Here is a 19,083-nt window from a genome sequence, read left to right on the forward strand (position 1 = left end):
TAGTCTGATTCTACAGTGACATTTATGGAAGACTCACTGTTGACAGATATTAATATAATATTCGGGATGTCTATATTCATCCTGTTAATTTTTTACCGATTAGGTATACCTCTTGTAGTGGGTTTTCTGCTCACTGGTATAATCGTAGGCCCACATGGTTTAGGAGCAGTCACTTCTGTGGAACAGGTAGAAACTGTCTCTGATATTGGAGTAATTCTCCTGATGTTTACCATTGGTGCAGAACTCTCTATAAAAGATTTATGGGAAATGAGGCGTTCTGTATTGATAGGTGGCTCTCTGCAAGTGGTACTCACAATAGTAACAACATATTTTTTAGCTATGAAAGTGGGGATGAGTGCACCATCTGCATTGTTCGTTGGTTTTCTTATCTCTCTTAGTAGTACTGCTATCGTGCTCAAGCAGCTCCAGGAAAGATCTGAGATATATACCCCACAGGGAGGTATATCCCTTGCAATTCTCATCTTTCAGGACATAGTAACAGTACCTATGATCCTGGTAACACCTGTACTTGCAGGGGCGACTGATGGATTTGGCAGCTCATTACCAGTATTGCTATTAAAAGCTATAATAATAATAACCATTGTAGTGCTTAGTGCAAGAACACTTGTCCCAGCTCTTCTTTACCAAATAGCTAAGACGCGCAATCGTGAGTTATTTCTTTTAAGCATAGTGTTCATCGGATTAACAGTTGCCTGGATCACAGCATATATTGGGCTTTCCCTTGCCTTGGGCGCATTCCTTGCAGGTCTTATTATTTCTGAATCTGAGTACAGCCATCAGGCTCTGGGCAATCTGATGCCATTTAAGGACATGTTCATGAGTTTCTTCTTTGTTTCTATCGGTATGCTTCTGAACATCAACAATGTGTTCGAAAACTTTACTTGGTTGTTGTACATGGCATTGGTAGTATTGTTATTGAAAGCAACAGTATCCGGTGCAGTAACTTACCTACTTGGTTATCCTTTCAGAACAGCTATACTGGTGGGCCTTGCTCTTGGTCAGGTAGGAGAATTCTCTTTTGTGCTCTCAAAGGCTGGTCTTGATCTAGGTCTGCTTGACAGCACCACTTACCAGAGTTTTTTAGCGGTATCAATAATAACCATGGGTGCGACATCTATAGTTATCGATCTATCTCCCAGGGTAGCAGATGCAGCTTTAAAAGCGCCTCATATTCCTGAAAGAATGAAACAAGGACTGTATTCAGCTAACTTGGCACCCGGAAAGAAAGAAGAAGAACTAAAAGATCATGCCATAATAGTTGGTTTTGGTTTAAACGGAAAGACCATCTCTAGGGTTGCTCGTGAAACTGGTATCCCATATATAATCCTTGACATGAACCCTGAAACAGTCATGAAGGAAAGGCAATATGACGATAACATATGTTTTGGTGATGCAACTGATGTTTTAATATTGGAACACGTTTCTTTAGAGAAGGCAAGAGTTCTTGTCATTGGTATTTCGGATCCACTGGACACCCGCAAGATTGTAAGTCTCGCAAAGAAGATGAATCCTAATATATATATCATAACAAGGACACGTTTCCTGAAAGAGATGGCTCATCTGTATGAAATCGGAGCAGATGAGGTGGTACCCGAGGAATATGAGATTTCCATTGAGATATTTGCAAGGTTACTGGATAAATATATGGTACCCCGTGACCAGATAGATAAATTCATTGAAGAAGTACGTGCTGATGGTTATAAGATGCTGCGCAGCTATACCACTGAGGTGACAGATACAGAGAAAATATGCGCCAGCCTGCCTGGTGTACAGATGATAACATTAAATGTTGAAATTGATTCGTATATTGCTGGGAAGACCATTGCAGAGACAGGTCTTCGGAATAAATATGGAATAACCTTACTCGCCATACAGCGTAAAGAAAAAGTCATACCAAATCCAGATGCGAGTACGGTTCTTATGGTAAATGATCTGTGTATAGTGCTTGGATCGGCAGAAGATACGTCAAAGGTACGGCGTTTGTTCAAATCTAACTATATCTTGGAGCCCTAAGGGAGAATTTTCATGGAACGTACTGTGCAGGAGATCTGTGAAAAGGTAAATAGAGGAAAAGCAGTAGTGATGACAGCTCACGAGATATGTGGGCTTGTCAGGGAAGGAAAGGACATAAAACTGGAAGATGTGGATGTGGTAACCACAGCTACACGAGCCATCATGAGTGGTACATATGCTGTAATGTCTTTCCCTATTGAAGCTCCCAGGCAGTTCACACGCGCAAAAAAGATCTTTCTTAATGGTGTCCCCGCTTTTGTTGGTCCATGTCCCAACGAGAGGCTTGGGATACTTGACCTTATGGTTTTTGGAACTTCTCATTCTAACCTCCGGCCTGATTATGGGGCTGGACATCTTTTCAGAGAAATGGTGCAGGGAAAGGAGATCGAGGTTTCTGTGATCACAGATGAGAATGATACATTTACTTCAGGCATCACTCTGGATGAAATGCCCTTTGCCCGTTTGTTCGGGACTCGGCACTGTTTTAAAAACTATTCTGCATTCGTTAATTGTTCTTCGAAGGCTGTGAATACAATCTTTCATGCAACAGGTTTCAATCCGGATCTTTCAGGAGCTACTTTCTCAGGTTGTGGCGAGATCAACCCTGTTAAGAACGATCCTCTGCTTGAAACCATTGGTATTGGTACTCGCATCCTTATGAACGGCAGCGAGGGTTTTGTCATAGGAACCGGTACACGTAGCAGTGCAGCAAAGCCAAATCTGACGGGGTTTGCAGATATGCATGGCATGGATCCTCAGCTCATGGGGGGATTTACTACCAGTGCAGGTCCGGAATGTATCGTATCCTGGGCTATTCCCATCCCAGTGACAAGTCAGGCTGTACTTGATGCCATCAAAACAACAGATGCTGACATATCACTCCCTGTAATGGATGTTGATTGCAGAAAGCCCATAGGGCATGCCGATTACGGAAACGTCTGGCAGGATGTGGACCTGGCAGTAACGTTCAAGCCTTCTGCATGCAACCAATGTCCGACATGCGAAGCTGAAGAGAAATGCCCCATGAATGCCATATACTGGAATAACGGTAAACTTGTGCTGGACAGATTCCTTTGTTTTAACTGTGGTTTGTGTTCAACTCTATGTCCGGCAGGTGTATTCACTGCCAGGCTTGGAAGTATCAAGGCAAATTTGAAGTGTTGCGAGGCAGAAAGCTACAGGAAAGTACCTATTGTACTGCGCCAGTCAGACCGCAAGAGAGCCCTGAAGATGGCTGAAGATCTTAAGGAAAAGGTCAATGATGGTTCTTTCAGGATAGGACAGATGGTTGAGAGAATAGACTAACGACTTTTATTTACTGATTTTGTTGGGGTAACTTTGCTTATACGACATTATGTTCCTGTCATATTTGTTTTAAATGTTAGGGTATTTTCTTGATTTTATTTTTGAGTTACTTGTTTTTCTTGCTCTTTCTATCCCCTTTAAATACACTTGCAGTAAGACATTTTAATAAATATTCCCTTATAAATAATAGTGGAATATACTTATAAAATTTGGTACCGATATGCTTATATTTCTTTATACAAAATTTAATTCACAAAGTTTAGTCAGGTAGTTTTGAACTTTGACCGGAGATGTGTATGTGAGGTGGAAATGTGATAGATAACATGAAAAGATGGATTCTTGTCGTTTTAATCGCAGCTTGCTTAATCTTAGCGACTGCAGGGAATGGAGCTGCAGGTACAGAAAAATTAGATGTTCCTTTATATTTGCAAACTGATTCGAGATGGTCTAGCGATATAATGGGTCAACCCGGTAATTGTGGAAGTACATTAGGTGATGCAGGTTGTGCTGTCACATCAACTGCAATGGTTTTTAAGTATTATGGGGTCCAAACAGACCCCAAGGAGTTGAATAAATGGTTAAGAGGAAACAATGGTTACAGTGGCTGTTTAATAAAATGGATTACAGCTACTGGAATGACCAGTGGGAAAGTGAAATATAATACTGAAAAATACTCTCCCACAGAGGACTACATAAAATCGTATCTTTCTTCTGGAGTTCCTCTAATCGCTGATTTAAAGGGCCATTTCGAAGTAATTACTGGCTATGCAGGATCTAGTTACTATTATGTTAATGATCCCCTTGGCAAAGATACAAAAATTCCATTCAACAGGATAAAAAGAGTAATCATATATACAGGTACAATTGTTCCTGGCACTGCTCAAATAGTCACTCAATCGATTAGTCCTACAATCATCTCGCCTAATAGCAAGCTGACTTTTGTCTTTAGCATCAAAAATCCAAATAGCGATAGTATAAAAAATGTGAGGTTAGGTGCTCAGGTCAGGACACATAATCCTGTGGGTCCATGGATCGATAGTTCAGCTAATGATAAAATTGTTACACTTTCGCCAGGTACTAAAGATTATTCCAGAACGTTTACGTTTATAAATCCAGAATTGGTAAGTTCAGGATATTATGATGCAAGATGGGTTATCTTGGATAATAAAACCGGTACCTGGATTGATTCAGAGACTATGACAAGGATATTTGAAGTTAAAACGCAATCACAGCCACCTGCACTTACTCCTATAGGTGATAAATCAGTTTCAGAGAAGGAGAAACTTACGTTCAGAATCTCCGCAAAAGATCCTGATGGTGATAAAGTAACTTATTCTGCTGAAGGCCTTCCAAATGGAGCTAAGCTTACAAGCAGTGGACTTTTTACTTGGACGCCTGGCTCAGGTACTGCAGGTAAATACACTGTCAAATTCATTGCCACTGCAAATGGCCAGACCGATTCAAAAACTATAACAATCACAGTGAACAAGGTTGCGGATAATCCTCCTGTACTTGCTTCTATAGGTGATAAATCAGTTTCTGAACAGAATAAACTCAGTTTTACTCTCTCCGCAAAGGATCCTGACGGCGATAAAGTAACTTATTCTGCTGAAGGTCTACCAAGTGGAGCTAAACTTACAAGCAGTGGACTTTTTATTTGGACTCCTGGCTCAGGTACTGCAGGTAAATACACTGTCAAATTCATTGCTACTGCAAATGGCCAGATTGATTACGAAACCATAACGATCACAGTGAACAATCCATTGAGTGCTTTACCGGAAATCACCTCCATAACTCCGAGTAAAACAGAAGCAGGTACTTTTGATCTCACTATCAAAGGAAAGAACTTTAATTCCAAAACTGCCGTGGAAATGGTGTATTTCAATGGCAAATATGTGGGTCAGGGTACAATTAAAAGTCGATCAAGTACAAAGATTGTAGTTACAGAGAAAATGACAGGAACAACCCCAGGCGTTTATGTTGTTAAGGTCCGGAACAATCCCAGTGATTCCAACACAGAATCAAACGGTAAGGATATAACAATTACTGCGCCAGCAGTTCCAAAACCAGAGATCACCTCCATAACTCCTACTCAAACAGTAGCAGGTACTTTTGATCTCACGATCAATGGAAAAAACTTTGATTCTAAAACTGCAGTTGATCAGATCTATTTCAATGGTAAATATGTAGGTCAGGGTACAATCAAAAGCAGATCGAGCACAAGGATTGTAGTTACTGAGAAAATGACAGGAACAACCCCGGGTGTTTATGTTGTTAAGGTCCGGAACAATCCCAGTGATTCCAACACTGAGTCAAACGGTAAGGATTTGACAATTACTGCTCCGGCAGTTCCGGTCACATTGTCTATCTCTCCTACTTCAGGACAACAGGGAACAACATTCACATTCAGTGGAACTGGATATACTCCCAATGGGGCAATAGAATGGCATGTAAAAAGACCGGATAACAGTGAAATCACGCCTTCAACTTTTAAGGCTTTGAGTACAGGAACCCTGAGCAAATCGTATACAAGTTCTACTGCAGACATGGTTGGAACCTATACAATCTGGGCTATTGACAAAGCTACAGGCAGACAGAGTAAATCTGTTACAGAAACCATTACAGCAGCTCCTGTTTCAGTCAGCGTACAATATCAGGGTCAGTTTGCGTATACAGGATGGGGTAATTGGGCTCAGGACGGAAATACAGCAGGAACACCCAGCTCCAGCGCAAATCAAATGGAAGCAATAAAGATTAAAACGTCCAATTACGGTGTAATTTATCGTGCTCATGTAGCCGATATTGGTTGGCAAAGTTATGTTTCTAATGGGCAAATAGCTGGGACCGTCGGTCAAGGCAAGTCATTACAGGCCATTCAAATCCAACTTCAAAATGCTCCATCCAACATACATGTGAAATATCGTGTATATGTTGATGGGTCATGGCGGAGTTGGGTTTCTGATGGTGCTACTGCTGGAACCACTGGTTTAGGATTGCCGGTGAAGGCCATTCAAATCCAGATCTATACGACTTAATTTCTGTCCAGAAAAAACAATTTCAAAATCTAGTGCTGAAAACAAGTCTATCATCACTAGATTTTTAATTATTTTTATTGTAGCTTCTAGAACGCCATTCTTTCCACAAGCCAAAAATAAGCAAAAATAGAATAAATAAGGTGTGGGCTCGATGCTCACAGGTTATCTCTAAGCCACTGTGCTCCGGCTTCCAGTACCTTCTTGTTTATATCTATCAGTTTTTGTTTTCCTGCAAAATTATCTGCCAAAGCTTCTACAAACGCTTCAGCCGGAAGCTTTGTAACTCCCAATTCCTGCAATACGCCAAGCATAACTGTGTTAGCAGCTTTTTCAGCTCCTGCGTTACGTGCTATTTCCACGGCAGGTACTGCAATTCCTCGGATGTTGTCTGGAATTGTGCATTCTCCAATTGTGGAATCATAAAGTATGACTCCTCCGGGTTTTACGTCCATGGCAAATTTCTCAAGGGATGGACGGTTCATAGCTATGAGTATGTCGGATTCATAGACTACTGGTGAACCGACGGAAGAGCCTGAGATCACCACAGAACAGTTTGCTGTTCCTCCTCTCTGCTCCGGACCGTATGATGGGTACCAGGAAACATGCCGCTGAGATCTGCAGGCTGCTTTTGCAAGTATCAATCCAAGGCTCAGTACACCCTGTCCTCCGAAACCTGCGGCCTTCACGAGCACCTGGCCAAAACCCGGGTCCTCTATTGCATCGGGGGATGCTTCAGTCTCAAGGTTAAAAGCTTTGTCTATAGCTTCTTTTGTAAAATCGCTGGCATTGCGGCATAGCGGCTCGGCTTCTTCAGACCTGTCTCTGAAATTGCCAAGAGGGAATTCCTTTTCCATCTGCTCGTTAACGAACCTGGTACTGGATTCCGCATCCTGTTTCAGGTTTGTGGGACATGTGGAGAGTACTTCCACAAAAGCATAGCCTTTGCCATCGCGCTGTATTTCCAGAGCTTTCCTGACAGCTTTACGAGCCTTGCGGATATGAGTTATGTCCGATACAGATACTCTTTCTATGAACACGGGTGCCTGGAGGCTACTCAGCAGCTCGCACATGTGCAGAGGATATCCTGCATATCTGGGGTCGCGTCCCGTAGGACATGTAACCGTTTTCTCACCAATGAGGGTGGTTGGTGCCATCTGGCCCCCTGTCATACCGTAGACAGTATTGTTCACGAAGAAAACAGCTATCTTCTCTCCGCGGTTAGCAGCCTGGATAGTTTCATTAAGACCAATGGATGCAAGGTCACCATCTCCCTGATAGGAAATAACAACCGCATTGTCAAGGGCTCTGGATACGCCGGTACCTACTGCAGGAGCACGGCCATGTGCAACCTGTAAATTACCGCAATCAAAGTAATAATAAGCAAATACTGCACAACCTACGGGACTTATCATAACCGTACGGTCCTGGATACCCAGGTCACCCATGGCTTCACCTATGAGTTTGTGCAGAATACCATGGCCACATCCGGGGCAATAGTGAGTAGCAGTAGGAGCTGCTCCTCCTTTTCTTGGGAATTCGGCGTACAGGCCTGCTGGCCTGCCTATAACTTTCTCTTTCATATTGAGCCTCCTGTTGCAACCTCTTCTATCTTTTGCATCACCTGGTCGAAAGTTATCAGGTTCCCTCCAAGCCTGTTCACAAGCTCAACAGGCCGCATGCACTTTGTTGCGAGAAGCACATCTTCTTTCATCTGTCCATTGCTCATTTCCACGCAGATAAATGTGCAATCTCTTGTTTGTGCTATTGCAAGAAGTTCTTTTTTTGGGAAGGGGAAAAGAGTGATAGGCCTGAAAAGACCAACCTTTATGCCTTTCTTCCTTGCCTGTTCTACTGCAGACCGGCAAATACGGCTGCTGATTCCGTATGAAACAAGGATGATATCGGCATCTTCCATCATGTACTCTTCATAGTCCACTTCCTGTTCCTCTATGAGTTCATACTTCTTCTGCAGCTTGTTGTTGAATCCTTCAAGCTGCTCAAAGTCCAGGAAGATAGAAGTTACCAGGTTCTGTCTTGTCTCTGCGGTGGCATTCACAGCCCAGGAATCATCTATCTGTGGCTGCACTGCGGTTGTAGGGAATTTAAGAGGCTCTACCATCTGGCCCAGCACACCATCTGCCAGGACAACTGCAGGGTTACGGTATTTGAACGAAAGTTCGAATGCCTTGATCGTAAAATCGCACATCTCCTGCACGGAATTTGGGGCAAGGACTATGTTCTTATAGTTACCATGCCCTCCACCCTTGACGATCTGATTATAATCTGCCTGTTCAGGGCCAATGTTACCAAGACCGGGCCCTGCTCTCATAATATCTACTATTACACAGGGAAGTTCTGCACCAGCAAGGTATGAGATTCCCTCTTGCTTCAGACTGATTCCAGGCCCAGATGAAGCTGTCATTACTTTATGACCGGTAGCTGCTCCACCATATACCATATTTATGGCCGCTTCTTCTGATTCTGCCTGCACGAACTTCCTGCCCAGCATTGGGAAATAGGAAGATGCTTCATGTAAAATTTCGCTGGCAGGTGTAATAGGATAACCAAAGTAGCAGTCACAGCCTGCATACAATGCCCCGATAACAACTGCAGTGTTACCTTTTATTAATTGTGTTACCATGATGAACTCTCCTCTAAGTTATTCCTTGAGAGGAATATGTATCTCTATTGCCAGAGGCTCTGGACATGTGTAGTAGCAGTTAGCACATCCTATACATCCCGAACCCACATATTCCACGTAGTGGTATCCTCTTTCATTGAGACATTCGCTCATCAGAAGCACATCTTTTGGACAGGCCATTATGCAGCGTCCACATGCTTTGCACTCCAACACATTTATTACCGGGTAAGGGTCTTTTTTTTCCACTAAATCCGACATTATTTCAAGCCTCTAACACTCAGATGCATTGATCAACAAATACCAGAAACCAGCTCATCCAAAAAATAATGGCCGTAATGATGCGGCCATTTATGTTTGTCGCTTTCTACATTTTTGGCATTTGCTACTATACATATATTATAAATAGTTCACCACAGAAGGTGTTCATTCCTCTTTGTCCTTGTCACGTATCTCTACGCGCCTAATCTTGCCGCTAATGGTTTTCGGCAGTTCCGGTACGAACTCCACTATGCGTGGATACTTATATGGCGCAGTGACCCTCTTCACATGTTCCTGTATTTCCTTTTTCAGCTCTTCACTGGCCGTGTAGTTCTTTGTAAGCACTATAGTAGCCTTGATCACCTGGCCGCGTATGGGGTCAGGAACGCCGGTTATAGCACATTCAAGTACTGCGGGGTGTTCCATCAATGCACTTTCCACTTCGAAAGGACCAACCCTGTATCCGGATGTCTTGATTATATCATCTGCTCTACCCACGAACCAGAAGTAACCATCTTCATCCTTCCAGGCCATGTCTCCAGTATGGTAGTAACCATCGTGCCATACGTCTGCTGTTCTTTCAGGCTCTGAGCGGTAACCTGCAAAGATTCCCGGGGGGTTACTAAAACTTGTATCGATGCAGATCTCACCTTCTTCACCAGCTTCACAGGCATTGCCTTCAGCATTCAATAGCTCGATGTCGTACATAGGAGAAGGCTTACCCATAGAACCAGGTTTAGGTTCCATCCATGGATATGTAGCTACGCTCACCACAGTTTCAGTCTGGCCAAAGCCTTCCATGAGTTTCAAACCTGTAAGTTCAAGGAATTGCTGATAAACTTCAGGATTTAATGGTTCACCAGCCACTACACAGTATCTTAGCTTAGTGAAATCATATTTGCTCAAGTCTTCTCTGATAAGGAAACGATATATAGTAGGGGGGGCGCAGAAAGTTGTTACGTTGTATTTTGCGCTATTTTCAAGCATTTTGTCTGCAGAGAACCGCTCATAATCATATACAAAGACAGCACTGCCTGCTAGCCATTGTCCATATATCTTTCCCCATATGCATTTTGCCCAGCCGGAATCTGCAACAGTATAGTGCAGGCCTCCATCACTTACGTTCTGCCAGTATTTAGCAGTTATAATGTGTGCCAGAGGATATGCAAAATCATGTTGTACCATTTTTGGGAAGCCTGTAGTACCCGATGAGAAGTATATTATCGAGATATCGCTGTTGGAAGTTGCCTTCTCACCTGTAGGTCGCTCGAATTTATCTGAATTTATCTGAAGTTCAGCATCGAAGTTGATCCATCCTTCACGATCTGTGTCCAATACTATTCTGTGTTTAAGGATGGAGCTGCAATCTTTATACGCAGCATCAACCTCTCCAAGGACATATTCATCTAAAGCACAGACAACTGCTTTTATATCTGCACGCTCAACACGATATACAATATCCTTTTTAGTAAGCATGTGCGTGGCAGGCACGGCAACTGCACCTATTCTGTGCAGGGCCAGTAGGCAGAACCAGAACTCATACCTACTTTTAAGTATGAGCATGACGTTATCGCCTTTCTTTATGCCACACTTGGTGAACAGATTTGCTGTTTTGTTGCTGTAGTATTGCAAGTCCTTGAAATTGAAGACTGCTTCATTGTCATTGTCATCGCACCAGACAAGAGCTTGTTTTTCTGGCTGCTGTGCTGCATATACATCTACAACATCATAAGCGAAATTGAAATTATCAGGTATATTTATTGTAAAGTTTTCCTTGAAATCTTCATAGGATTTAAAGTCCACAATAGGAACGAAACGATCTAGCAAAGAAGTCATGTTTTTTCCTCTTACTTACATTATAATTGCAAGAAACTTTGCGCTCTTTCCACCAACCGCAGCCATACCATGCGGATAATTGGAATCGAAAAATATAGAATCGCCTTCTTCAAGTACTATCTCGTTGTTATGTATAACAACTTTCAATGTGCCTTCAAGTACAAAATCAAATTCCTGTCCCGGATGGGAATTCATTGATATTTTAGTCCCTTCAGGTTTTGGCTCTACTTTGACAACAAAAGGTTCAGCTTTCTTGTGCACGAAATTACTTGCAAGGCTTTGGTACTTGTATTCCTTTCTCCTTTCAACGCCTACTCCTTTATCCTTGCGGGTTACTGTAAAGACGTGCATCTTTGGATTTTCGCCTATCAGCAGCACAGACATGTCAACTTTAAGTTCGTTGGATATTCCATACAGGATACTCGCTGGAATATCTTTCTCGCCTGCTTCATAGCTCTCATAGGTCTCAGTATCTATGTTCAACAGGCGGGCCATTTCTTCTGCTGAGATATCGGAGATCTCACGCAGCTCTTTAATACGAATTGCGATTTCTTTTATCTTTTCCTGCATATTCAGCCTTCCTTTTCTGTTTCCCCTTAAAAACAGCAGTGATATCTCAAACCTGGCATATTCATTTGATCTTCATAGAGATAGACACTTCACTGCATAATCGGATGCAATTAATCATGTTAGTTCAATTCAGTTCACTTAAAATCTCCTATTATTTTAACATATTCATTCTATTCAGAATACCAGTGACAATGCATTCATTTAGTTTGAAAATCTATCTTTGGCTGTGATACATCACAAATATATATGTTCTTATACATAATGTGCAGCAGTTTCGGAAAGGGTGAACATGAATAAGATACAGAGCATCATCAAAGAAATGGATCCCATGTACCTCAGGTGCCTGCTTCATGCTTCACTTGGCCTTACTTGTCTTCTTTATCCTTTTCTTCCACTGGGAATATTGGTACTTATTATGTTCCTCATGCTTGTGGTTTTAAGGAAGTTGCCAAGAAGATCAAAGATATATCAAGCCCTTTCCAATAAAGACAATATCGATAATAAGCAGAGAAAACCAGTTGATAAGGGACTTAGAAGTGCTAACAACCTTGTCCTTTCTATCCTTTTGCTTTTAGTTTTCAACTATGGTTTCAAGCTAGAAGGCGTGATATTTCCAATTTATGTAATTGGAGGAGCTGTAGCCATAAGCACATTTGGCAACTCTTCGGCAAATGCATTTAAATATTGGAAAGAAACGCAATTAAAATGCCTGGCAAGATTGGATTATCCTGAAAGAAGGTATAAAGGGGAAGACAGCGATGTGTTCCATCTTCCTTCAAGTATTATCATGCTGCTCGTTGGTATCATTTCATCTTTTTTGATAGGAGCATGGATAATTCACTGGGCGGGGATCGATGTTTCCTATGATATGATTTTCTTCATCTCGGTTATTGGTTCAATAACAGGGTCTCTCTTTGAATCTATTCCATCCAGGGTGGATAACAACATTTCAATTCTCTTTGGATCCTGCATGGTCATGTGGCTTTTTGCCTCTTTCGGGTACACTGTCCCTCCCGCACACATGTTCTTTGCTCTTCTTTTTTCCCTGTTTTTGGGTTATCTTGCTTACAGAGCACGTATCGCAGACATATCTGCTCTCTTAGCTGCCAGTATTCTGGGAGTGTTGATCATAGTCTTTGCAGATATTTTCTGGTTCCTTCTGCTATTAACTTTCTTTATACTAGGTGGAGGCTTTACCAAATACAAGTATGCCTATAAGGCATCTATTGGAATTGCTGAGGCAAAAGGTGGTATAAGAAGCTATGAGAACGTTTTCAGCAACAGTATGGCAGCTCTTATACTTGCCGTTGCTCATGGTATCTATCCACAATATAGCGAACTTATCATGTATTCCTATTTAGGAACTGTTGCAACAGCTACAGGCGACACTCTTGCCAGTGAAATAGGAACCACTTCCAAGGAAAAGCCTAGGATGATCACCAATTTCAAGCCAGCCAAACCTGGCCGTGATGGTGCGGTAACAATACTTGGAGAACTTGCATGTCTATTTGGTTCCCTTGTCATAGCCATTTTGGCTATTCTGTTCGGAAGGGTAGAAAATATCTATCTTTGCCTTCTGATAACAACGCTCGGTGGATTTATTGGCACTAACATTGACAGCTTAATGGGCGCTACACTTCAGAACAGAGGATTATTATCAAACAGTGGTGTGAATTTCTATGCTACTTTTGCCGGAGCAATAGTTTCAGGTTTACTTTTCCTGTTATTATCCTGATTTTGTATACCTGTATCAACCATATCCCTGACAAACCCTTTTATTAGTTCAAGCATTAAATAATACTCAAGTTAATCTTTACATCTATACAAAAGTGAATATTATGCTTGATATAGGAATCATCGGTGCATCCGGTTACACAGGCGGCGAGCTTATGCGCTTGCTGCTGAACCATCCGCAGGCTAAGATCGAATTAGCTACGTCCCGCAAGCTGGCAGGTCAGAAAGTATCTGCAACCCACAGGCATCTTAAGGATATGGTGGATCTGCAGTTCGAGAATCCTGATCCACAGGAGATAAAGGATAGGTGCGATGTGGTCTTTGTGGCTGTACCCCACGGTACTGCCATGGGAATTGTACCACAGCTACTGGATGACAAAGTGAAAGTAATTGACCTGAGTGCTGATTACCGTCTCAAGACAGATGTCTTTGAGAAAGTATATGGTATCAAGCACTTGGATCCACGAAATGTAGTATATGGAATTCCGGAGCTTCATCCGGAAGTGAAACATCAGAAATTCATAGCCAATCCTGGGTGTTTCCCCACAGGAGCTAGTCTCGCAGCTGCTCCTCTTGCACAGGTCTCCATGATCGAAAGTGTTGTATTTGACTCAAAGACCGGTGTTTCAGGTGCTGGAATTGAGCCAAGTCTGGCTTCACACTATCCCAACATGGCAGAGAATGTGCAGCCTTACAAACTGACAACTCACAGGCATTTAGCCGAGTTCACTCAGGAACTGCAACGGCTGGATAGTTCTCTTACGAAGATAAGTTTCACTCCTCATATCATTCCTTCAGTTAGGGGTATACTTACCACAGCTCACATCTTTACTAAGGGCAATCTCACAAAATATGATGTCATGGACCTGTACGCAGAAATGTATCAAGACAAACCATTTGTCAGGGTAGTGGATGGGATCCCGTCTCTTAATGCAGTAAGGGGTTCCAATTTCTGTGATATAGGTTTTGAGGTGGATTCACGCAATAATCGCGTAGTTGTTATTTCTGCAATTGACAACCTGGTAAAAGGGGCATCAGGACAGGCTATACAGAATATGAATCTTATGTGTGGCCTGGGTGAGACCACCGGTTTATGGATGTCAGGTGTAGCTCCCTAAAATTTTACGTAATTCAGATGGTGTAATCCATGCAAGTTAAAGACATAATGAATATCGATGTGATCGTGTGCAGCCCTGATACTACCATAAGTGAGGCTTCACAGCTGCTTAAGAAGCATAATATCAGTGGTCTCCCTGTAGTGGAAGAAGGCAGGGTTGTAGGTATTGTCTCAGAAGGCGATCTGTTAAAGTTACTGGAAGTCCCAGAGCATAGTGGTTTATGGCTTCCCAGTCCCTTTGAGGTAATTGAAATCCCTATACGTGAACTTCTTAACTGGGAAGAGACAAAGCATATGCTGGATGATATTGGGTCAAAACCTGTTAGTGAGATAATGGAAAAGGATGTGCACGTAATATCTCCGGAAAAGAGCATTCAAGATGCTGTGAGGCTTATCACTAAGTACAAGGTTAATCGCCTTCCGGTTGTTGAAGATGATATTTTAGTAGGTATCATCACTCGTGGTGATATTATACATGGACTTGGAGGGAGCCCAGAATAATGAAAGCTATCGATGGTGGTATCTGTGCTGTAAAAGGTGTTAAAGCCTGGGGTATCAAACCTGGTAAGATGGGTCTTGGGGTAATAGTCGCAGAAGGTAATGCCGCAGGCATGTTTACCAGGAATAAGGTTATAGCGGCTCCTCTGATAGTTACAAGGGAACATCTTCAAAAACACGGCAAGCTCAGTGCTTTAATAGTCAATAGTGGCAATGCAAATGCTTTTACCGGTGAACAGGGTCTTGAAGATGCAAGGGAAATGGCACGCATGTTATCAAATGCATTGTCCATAGACCCTGAACATGTTGCAGTAGCCTCTACCGGTGTTATTGGCAGGAAGCTAGATACAAAATGGATATCCTCAAATCTTGAGGCTGTCATTACTTCGCTAAAAGCAGATCATGAAGGCAGCCGTGCAGCAGCAAAATCTATTATGACCACTGATACAACTATGAAAGAGATAGCCATTGAGCTTGACAGTGGTATTCGGATCGCAGCTATTGCCAAAGGTGCTGGTATGATAGAGCCAAATATGGGCACAATGCTTTGTTTTGCGTATACGGATGCACAAGTGCCTTCTGATCTATTGCATGAGTGTCTCACCAGGGCAGTGAACAAGAGCTTTAATATGGTAGTAGTAGATGGTGACACCAGCACCAATGACATGGTTATTTTAACAGCAACAGGTAAATCTGGTATTCAGCCTGTGATATCAGAGTTCCAGCAGGGGCTCGACCATGTGCTTATAGAACTTGGTAAAATGATAGCTGCTGATGGTGAGGGTGCTACAAGGCTCATAGAAGCAAAGGTAACCGGGGCTTTATCTGATGAGGATGCTCGCCTGGCCGCAAAAGCTATTGTACGCTCACCACTTGTGAAGTCTGCAGTCTTTGGTAAAGATCCTAATTGGGGACGTGTGACAGCAGCAGTTGGATATTCCGGTGCTGAAGTAGACCAGCATAAGTTATCGCTTGCTTTTTCAGATGGTAAGAATACGATACAGCTCGTCAGCAAAGGTAAGATCTTGGGCGCAAATGATGATGCTCTTTCATTGCTTGGGAAAATAATGGGAGAATCAAAAGTAGACATCATCGTTGATCTTGGATTGGGAAAAAATAGTGCCACAACCTGGGGTTGTGATCTTACTTATGACTATGTGCGCATAAATGCTGAGTATACAACCTAACTTCAGCATTCTTTTTTAAATAAGGGGGCTAAGGAATGGATATTGAAGAATGGGAGAAATGTTATTCTATGGCTTTTTCCAGTATCAGTGATATACTGGACAACATAAATGGTGTTTTCGTTGCATATAACAGCAATGTTGATGCTATCAAGCATGTAAGTGAAAAAGATATTCACAAGCTCATTTCCATAGTAGGGGCAAAAGCAGTTCAGCGGAGAGTTGCAGAATATCCGCGAGAGATACAGAACCCCGTGGATCTGGTGGCAAGACTTATGATTGCCATGAGGGATGGTAAAGCCGCCGAAGTGCCTACATATACCACTGATATTCACCAGTGGCTCATGGATAATTTGGTATTTGATAAAGCCCGCATGGGTGGCCAGGCTGGTATCATTTCTAATCTTTTAGCCAACATTGGGCTTAATAATGTCATAACATATGTCCCATGGTTATCCCGGGAACAAGCTGAATATTTTGTAGATGCTCCTAATCTCAAATATCCAGTTATAGAGGATGGAGTTCTCATGTTAAAGCACCCAACTGAGGCTTATGACATAAACCAGCGTCCCAAGGTAAATTGGATATTGGAATTCTCAAAAGGAATGAAGGTTGAATGTGCTGAAGAGAAGTTCGAAGTTCCCAGGGATAATCGGCTGATCATTTCTTCGAGACCTTCCTGGATTCGCATAGACATGAGCGAGCAGTTATATGACCAGATCCCACACATGAATGGAATAATTGATGGCGCTATCCTTGCTGGCTATCAAATGATCAAAGAGGAATATGAGGATGGTGCGACTTACCGTGATTATGTGGATAAGGCTGTGAAGGTTATCAAAAGGCTAAAAGAAGGTAATCCGGACATGCGTATACATGTGGAGTTCACTTCTATCCAGAACAAGGTCATTAGAAAAACGATCCTTAAGGATATTGTATACCAGCATGTTTCTTCTTTAGGATTGGATACTGTAGAGGTAGCTAATGCACTTAATGTGCTTGGTCATGAAGAGCTGGCATACGCTGTTATCAGTAAAGGTGAGAATAGCATCTCTGCATTATATGAGGGTGCTGTTAAGTTATTATGCGAACTTAAACTTGAAAGGGTCCATATACACTCGCTTGGATTCTACATATGTGTAGCTTCCAGGGATTTCCCTCTTACAGTGGAAGAACACAGGGATGCTTTGCTATTCTCGTCGACCCTTGCAGCAGCACAGGCGTTGCATGGCGGCATCGGCAGTCTCAAGGAAGCTGAATCCGGTCTTAGTGTTCCAATATATGAACAAGGTCATGATGATCTCGAGAAACTGGAAAAATATCTAGTAAGAAGGGATGTATGTACAGGAACAGAATTCGAGGATGGATGTATCTGCGCACTTAATCACGACCTTATTGTCATCCCGACAAAAGTGGTACCAGACCCGGTGGCTACAGTGGGAATAGGTGATACTATATCAGCAGGTGCTTTTGTGGCTATCCTTGCTATGCTCAGGAAAAAGCAGGAATCTAACTGACAGGAGTTCGGGATGAAGATACTCTGTGCATATAATGCCAACATTGATGCTTTGTATTCTATTACAGGGCCAGAAATAGCAGCTATGATCACTTGTGAGGATGCATCAGAGGTGATGGAAAAAATAAACACTTCTCCCGGTGTCATAAATTCTATGTCTGATTTCCTTGCAGGCCTTCTCCTTTGCATGAAAGAGGGCACAGGTGCAGAGTGGCTCATCCACGAACCTGAAGTATTCAAAAGCCTAAAAGATCAGTTTCTCTACAGGTCTAAACTGAGAATGGGGGGCAATATGGGGATAATGGCAAATGTGCTCTCTGAAATGGGTGCAGAGCTAGTAATCCCCAATGTTGTGAAACCTACAGAGAGACAGCTATCTTTTTTTTCCAAAAAGGCAATTCATATTCCTGGATCTGATTCTTGTTCTAAGGAAGCAAGTTGTGAATCTGACGAACCCATACATTTCGTGTTCGATTTTAAAAAAGGAGAGCATGTTGAATGCGGAGATATCGGTTTCACAGTTCCAAGGGAGAACCGCTTCATAGCTACCTATGATATTATGAACATCTCTCTTTTTGTTAATCCATCTTTTGAGGAATATGCCATCAGGCATGTAGCCGAGATGGATGGTTTGTTGCTCTCAGGCTTTCACATGATGATTGAGACTTATCCCGATGGTTCTACTTTCATGGACAAGCTTGACAAAGTTCTGGAACAACTGGAAAAGTGGTGCTCCATAAATAATGATCTGTCGATACACCTTGAATTTGGCCACTTTACTAATAAGAATATGGCTTTGCATGTGTTTTCCTCCCTATCTTCTATTGTAGGTTCTATAGGCATGAATGAAGATGAGCTTGCAATGTTAACTTCTATGCATGAAGTGAACGCAGCCAAAATATTGCAGATGGATGTTTTTTCCATAATAAAGGCTGCAAAGCGGAGTCTATTGTTCACTGATCTTCGGAAAATGATTGTTCACACACGAGAATATGTTTTAAGCATATCCCGGCAGGCAGAGCTTGATGTGGAATCACAGATTAAGGCTATGAATTTTGGTGTAACATGTGCTGGAATTTTTGCATCGACTGGCCAGCTTCATGATCGGAATAAATTAGATTTAATATCTTCAAATCTAAAAGAAAGCGAGTTTGGACGTGCTCAGACAGAGCGATTCATTGATGCAACATCAGCTGTCCGTTTTGGTCGTGGCGCTGCTGGCATATATGATGGTTATCAGGTATGTATCATGCCCACGCTGCTAAGTGATAATCCCATCTCCACAGTGGGTCTTGGAGATACTGTAACAGCTTCAATGTTCCTAAGGGAGCTGGAACTGCGGCAAAAGTGAGGTA

General features: G+C 42.4%; 14 protein-coding genes. 9 read left to right on the plus strand and 5 right to left on the minus strand.

The annotated features are described in order from the left end of the window. Positions 1-24 precede the first annotated feature (24 nt). From ACC612_RS03150 to ACC612_RS03160, 3 genes are all read left to right on the plus strand, one after another. Positions 25-2,034 (plus strand): cation:proton antiporter, encoded by a 2,010-nt coding sequence (locus ACC612_RS03150; RefSeq protein WP_371853020.1) that lies wholly within the window; start codon positions 25-27, stop codon positions 2,032-2,034. 12 nt (positions 2,035-2,046) lie between these two features. Then, on the plus strand, positions 2,047-3,339 hold the full coding sequence (locus ACC612_RS03155; protein WP_371853021.1) for a methanogenesis marker 16 metalloprotein: 1,293 nt from the start codon (positions 2,047-2,049) through the stop codon (positions 3,337-3,339). A 323-nt stretch (positions 3,340-3,662) separates the two neighbouring features. Beyond that, positions 3,663-6,374 carry a putative Ig domain-containing protein gene (locus ACC612_RS03160; protein ID WP_371853022.1) on the plus strand — a complete coding sequence of 904 codons (2,712 nt, stop codon included), beginning with the start codon at positions 3,663-3,665 and terminating at the stop codon, positions 6,372-6,374. Positions 6,375-6,529: 155 nt separating this feature from the next. Here ACC612_RS03160 and ACC612_RS03165 read toward each other — a convergent pair whose 3' ends face one another. The 5 genes from ACC612_RS03165 to ACC612_RS03185 form a co-directional block, all read right to left on the minus strand. Continuing rightward, entirely contained in the window at positions 6,530-7,954 is a 1,425-nt protein-coding gene (locus tag ACC612_RS03165; RefSeq protein WP_371853023.1) for a 2-oxoacid:acceptor oxidoreductase family protein, read from the minus strand. After that, positions 7,951-9,015: a 3-methyl-2-oxobutanoate dehydrogenase subunit VorB gene (locus tag ACC612_RS03170; RefSeq protein WP_371853024.1), complete on the minus strand. Its 1,065-nt coding sequence runs from the start codon at positions 9,013-9,015 to the stop codon at positions 7,951-7,953. Before ACC612_RS03170 ends, ACC612_RS03165 begins: the two co-directional genes overlap by 4 nt. An 18-nt stretch (positions 9,016-9,033) precedes the next feature. Then, the gene (locus tag ACC612_RS03175) at positions 9,034-9,273 is read right to left on the minus strand and encodes a ferredoxin family protein (RefSeq protein WP_371853025.1); all 240 of its coding nucleotides are present in this window, start codon (positions 9,271-9,273) and stop codon (positions 9,034-9,036) included. Between the two features lie 165 nt (positions 9,274-9,438). Further along, positions 9,439-11,109 (minus strand): AMP-binding protein, encoded by a 1,671-nt coding sequence (locus ACC612_RS03180; protein ID WP_371853026.1) that lies wholly within the window; start codon positions 11,107-11,109, stop codon positions 9,439-9,441. A 15-nt stretch (positions 11,110-11,124) separates the two neighbouring features. Next, a complete protein-coding gene (locus tag ACC612_RS03185) occupies positions 11,125-11,679 on the minus strand; it encodes a helix-turn-helix domain-containing protein (RefSeq protein ID WP_371853027.1) in 555 nt (184 codons plus the stop codon). Positions 11,680-11,968: 289 nt separating this feature from the next. On the opposite strand from ACC612_RS03185, the gene ACC612_RS03190 reads away from it, so the two are divergent. From ACC612_RS03190 to ACC612_RS03215, 6 genes are all read left to right on the plus strand, one after another. Further along, on the plus strand, positions 11,969-13,414 hold the full coding sequence (locus tag ACC612_RS03190; protein ID WP_371853028.1) for a TIGR00297 family protein: 1,446 nt from the start codon (positions 11,969-11,971) through the stop codon (positions 13,412-13,414). Between the two features lie 103 nt (positions 13,415-13,517). Then, entirely contained in the window at positions 13,518-14,531 is a 1,014-nt protein-coding gene (gene argC / locus ACC612_RS03195; protein WP_371853029.1) for an N-acetyl-gamma-glutamyl-phosphate reductase, read from the plus strand. Between the two features lie 29 nt (positions 14,532-14,560). Continuing rightward, entirely contained in the window at positions 14,561-15,031 is a 471-nt protein-coding gene (locus ACC612_RS03200; RefSeq protein WP_371853030.1) for a CBS domain-containing protein, read from the plus strand. Beyond that, the gene (gene argJ / locus ACC612_RS03205) at positions 15,031-16,215 is read left to right on the plus strand and encodes a bifunctional ornithine acetyltransferase/N-acetylglutamate synthase (protein WP_371853031.1); all 1,185 of its coding nucleotides are present in this window, start codon (positions 15,031-15,033) and stop codon (positions 16,213-16,215) included. Before ACC612_RS03200 ends, argJ begins: the two co-directional genes overlap by 1 nt. Positions 16,216-16,250: 35 nt before the next feature. Next, positions 16,251-17,729 carry an ADP-specific phosphofructokinase gene (gene pfkC, locus ACC612_RS03210; protein WP_371853032.1) on the plus strand — a complete coding sequence of 493 codons (1,479 nt, stop codon included), beginning with the start codon at positions 16,251-16,253 and terminating at the stop codon, positions 17,727-17,729. Positions 17,730-17,741: 12 nt separating this feature from the next. Next, positions 17,742-19,079 (plus strand): ADP-dependent glucokinase/phosphofructokinase, encoded by a 1,338-nt coding sequence (locus ACC612_RS03215; protein ID WP_371853033.1) that lies wholly within the window; start codon positions 17,742-17,744, stop codon positions 19,077-19,079. Positions 19,080-19,083 lie beyond the last annotated feature (4 nt).

This window comes from Methanomethylovorans sp., assembly GCF_041447285.1.
GTDB lineage: Archaea > Halobacteriota > Methanosarcinia > Methanosarcinales > Methanosarcinaceae > Methanomethylovorans.

Bases quoted from the DNA above. Each gene is read 5' to 3' on its own strand.
- ACC612_RS03150 (WP_371853020.1), top strand. From the start codon at position 25: ATGGAAGACTCACTGTTGACAGATATTAATATAATATTCGGGATGTCT.
- ACC612_RS03155 (WP_371853021.1), top strand. From the start codon at position 2,047: ATGGAACGTACTGTGCAGGAGATCTGTGAAAAGGTAAATAGAGGAAAA.
- ACC612_RS03160 (WP_371853022.1), top strand. From the start codon at position 3,663: ATGAAAAGATGGATTCTTGTCGTTTTAATCGCAGCTTGCTTAATCTTA.
- ACC612_RS03165 (WP_371853023.1), bottom strand. From the start codon at position 7,954: ATGAAAGAGAAAGTTATAGGCAGGCCAGCAGGCCTGTACGCCGAATTC.
- ACC612_RS03170 (WP_371853024.1), bottom strand. From the start codon at position 9,015: ATGGTAACACAATTAATAAAAGGTAACACTGCAGTTGTTATCGGGGCA.
- ACC612_RS03175 (WP_371853025.1), bottom strand. From the start codon at position 9,273: ATGTCGGATTTAGTGGAAAAAAAAGACCCTTACCCGGTAATAAATGTG.
- ACC612_RS03180 (WP_371853026.1), bottom strand. From the start codon at position 11,109: ATGACTTCTTTGCTAGATCGTTTCGTTCCTATTGTGGACTTTAAATCC.
- ACC612_RS03185 (WP_371853027.1), bottom strand. From the start codon at position 11,679: ATGCAGGAAAAGATAAAAGAAATCGCAATTCGTATTAAAGAGCTGCGT.
- ACC612_RS03190 (WP_371853028.1), top strand. From the start codon at position 11,969: ATGAATAAGATACAGAGCATCATCAAAGAAATGGATCCCATGTACCTC.
- argC (WP_371853029.1), top strand. From the start codon at position 13,518: ATGCTTGATATAGGAATCATCGGTGCATCCGGTTACACAGGCGGCGAG.
- ACC612_RS03200 (WP_371853030.1), top strand. From the start codon at position 14,561: ATGCAAGTTAAAGACATAATGAATATCGATGTGATCGTGTGCAGCCCT.
- argJ (WP_371853031.1), top strand. From the start codon at position 15,031: ATGAAAGCTATCGATGGTGGTATCTGTGCTGTAAAAGGTGTTAAAGCC.
- pfkC (WP_371853032.1), top strand. From the start codon at position 16,251: ATGGATATTGAAGAATGGGAGAAATGTTATTCTATGGCTTTTTCCAGT.
- ACC612_RS03215 (WP_371853033.1), top strand. From the start codon at position 17,742: ATGAAGATACTCTGTGCATATAATGCCAACATTGATGCTTTGTATTCT.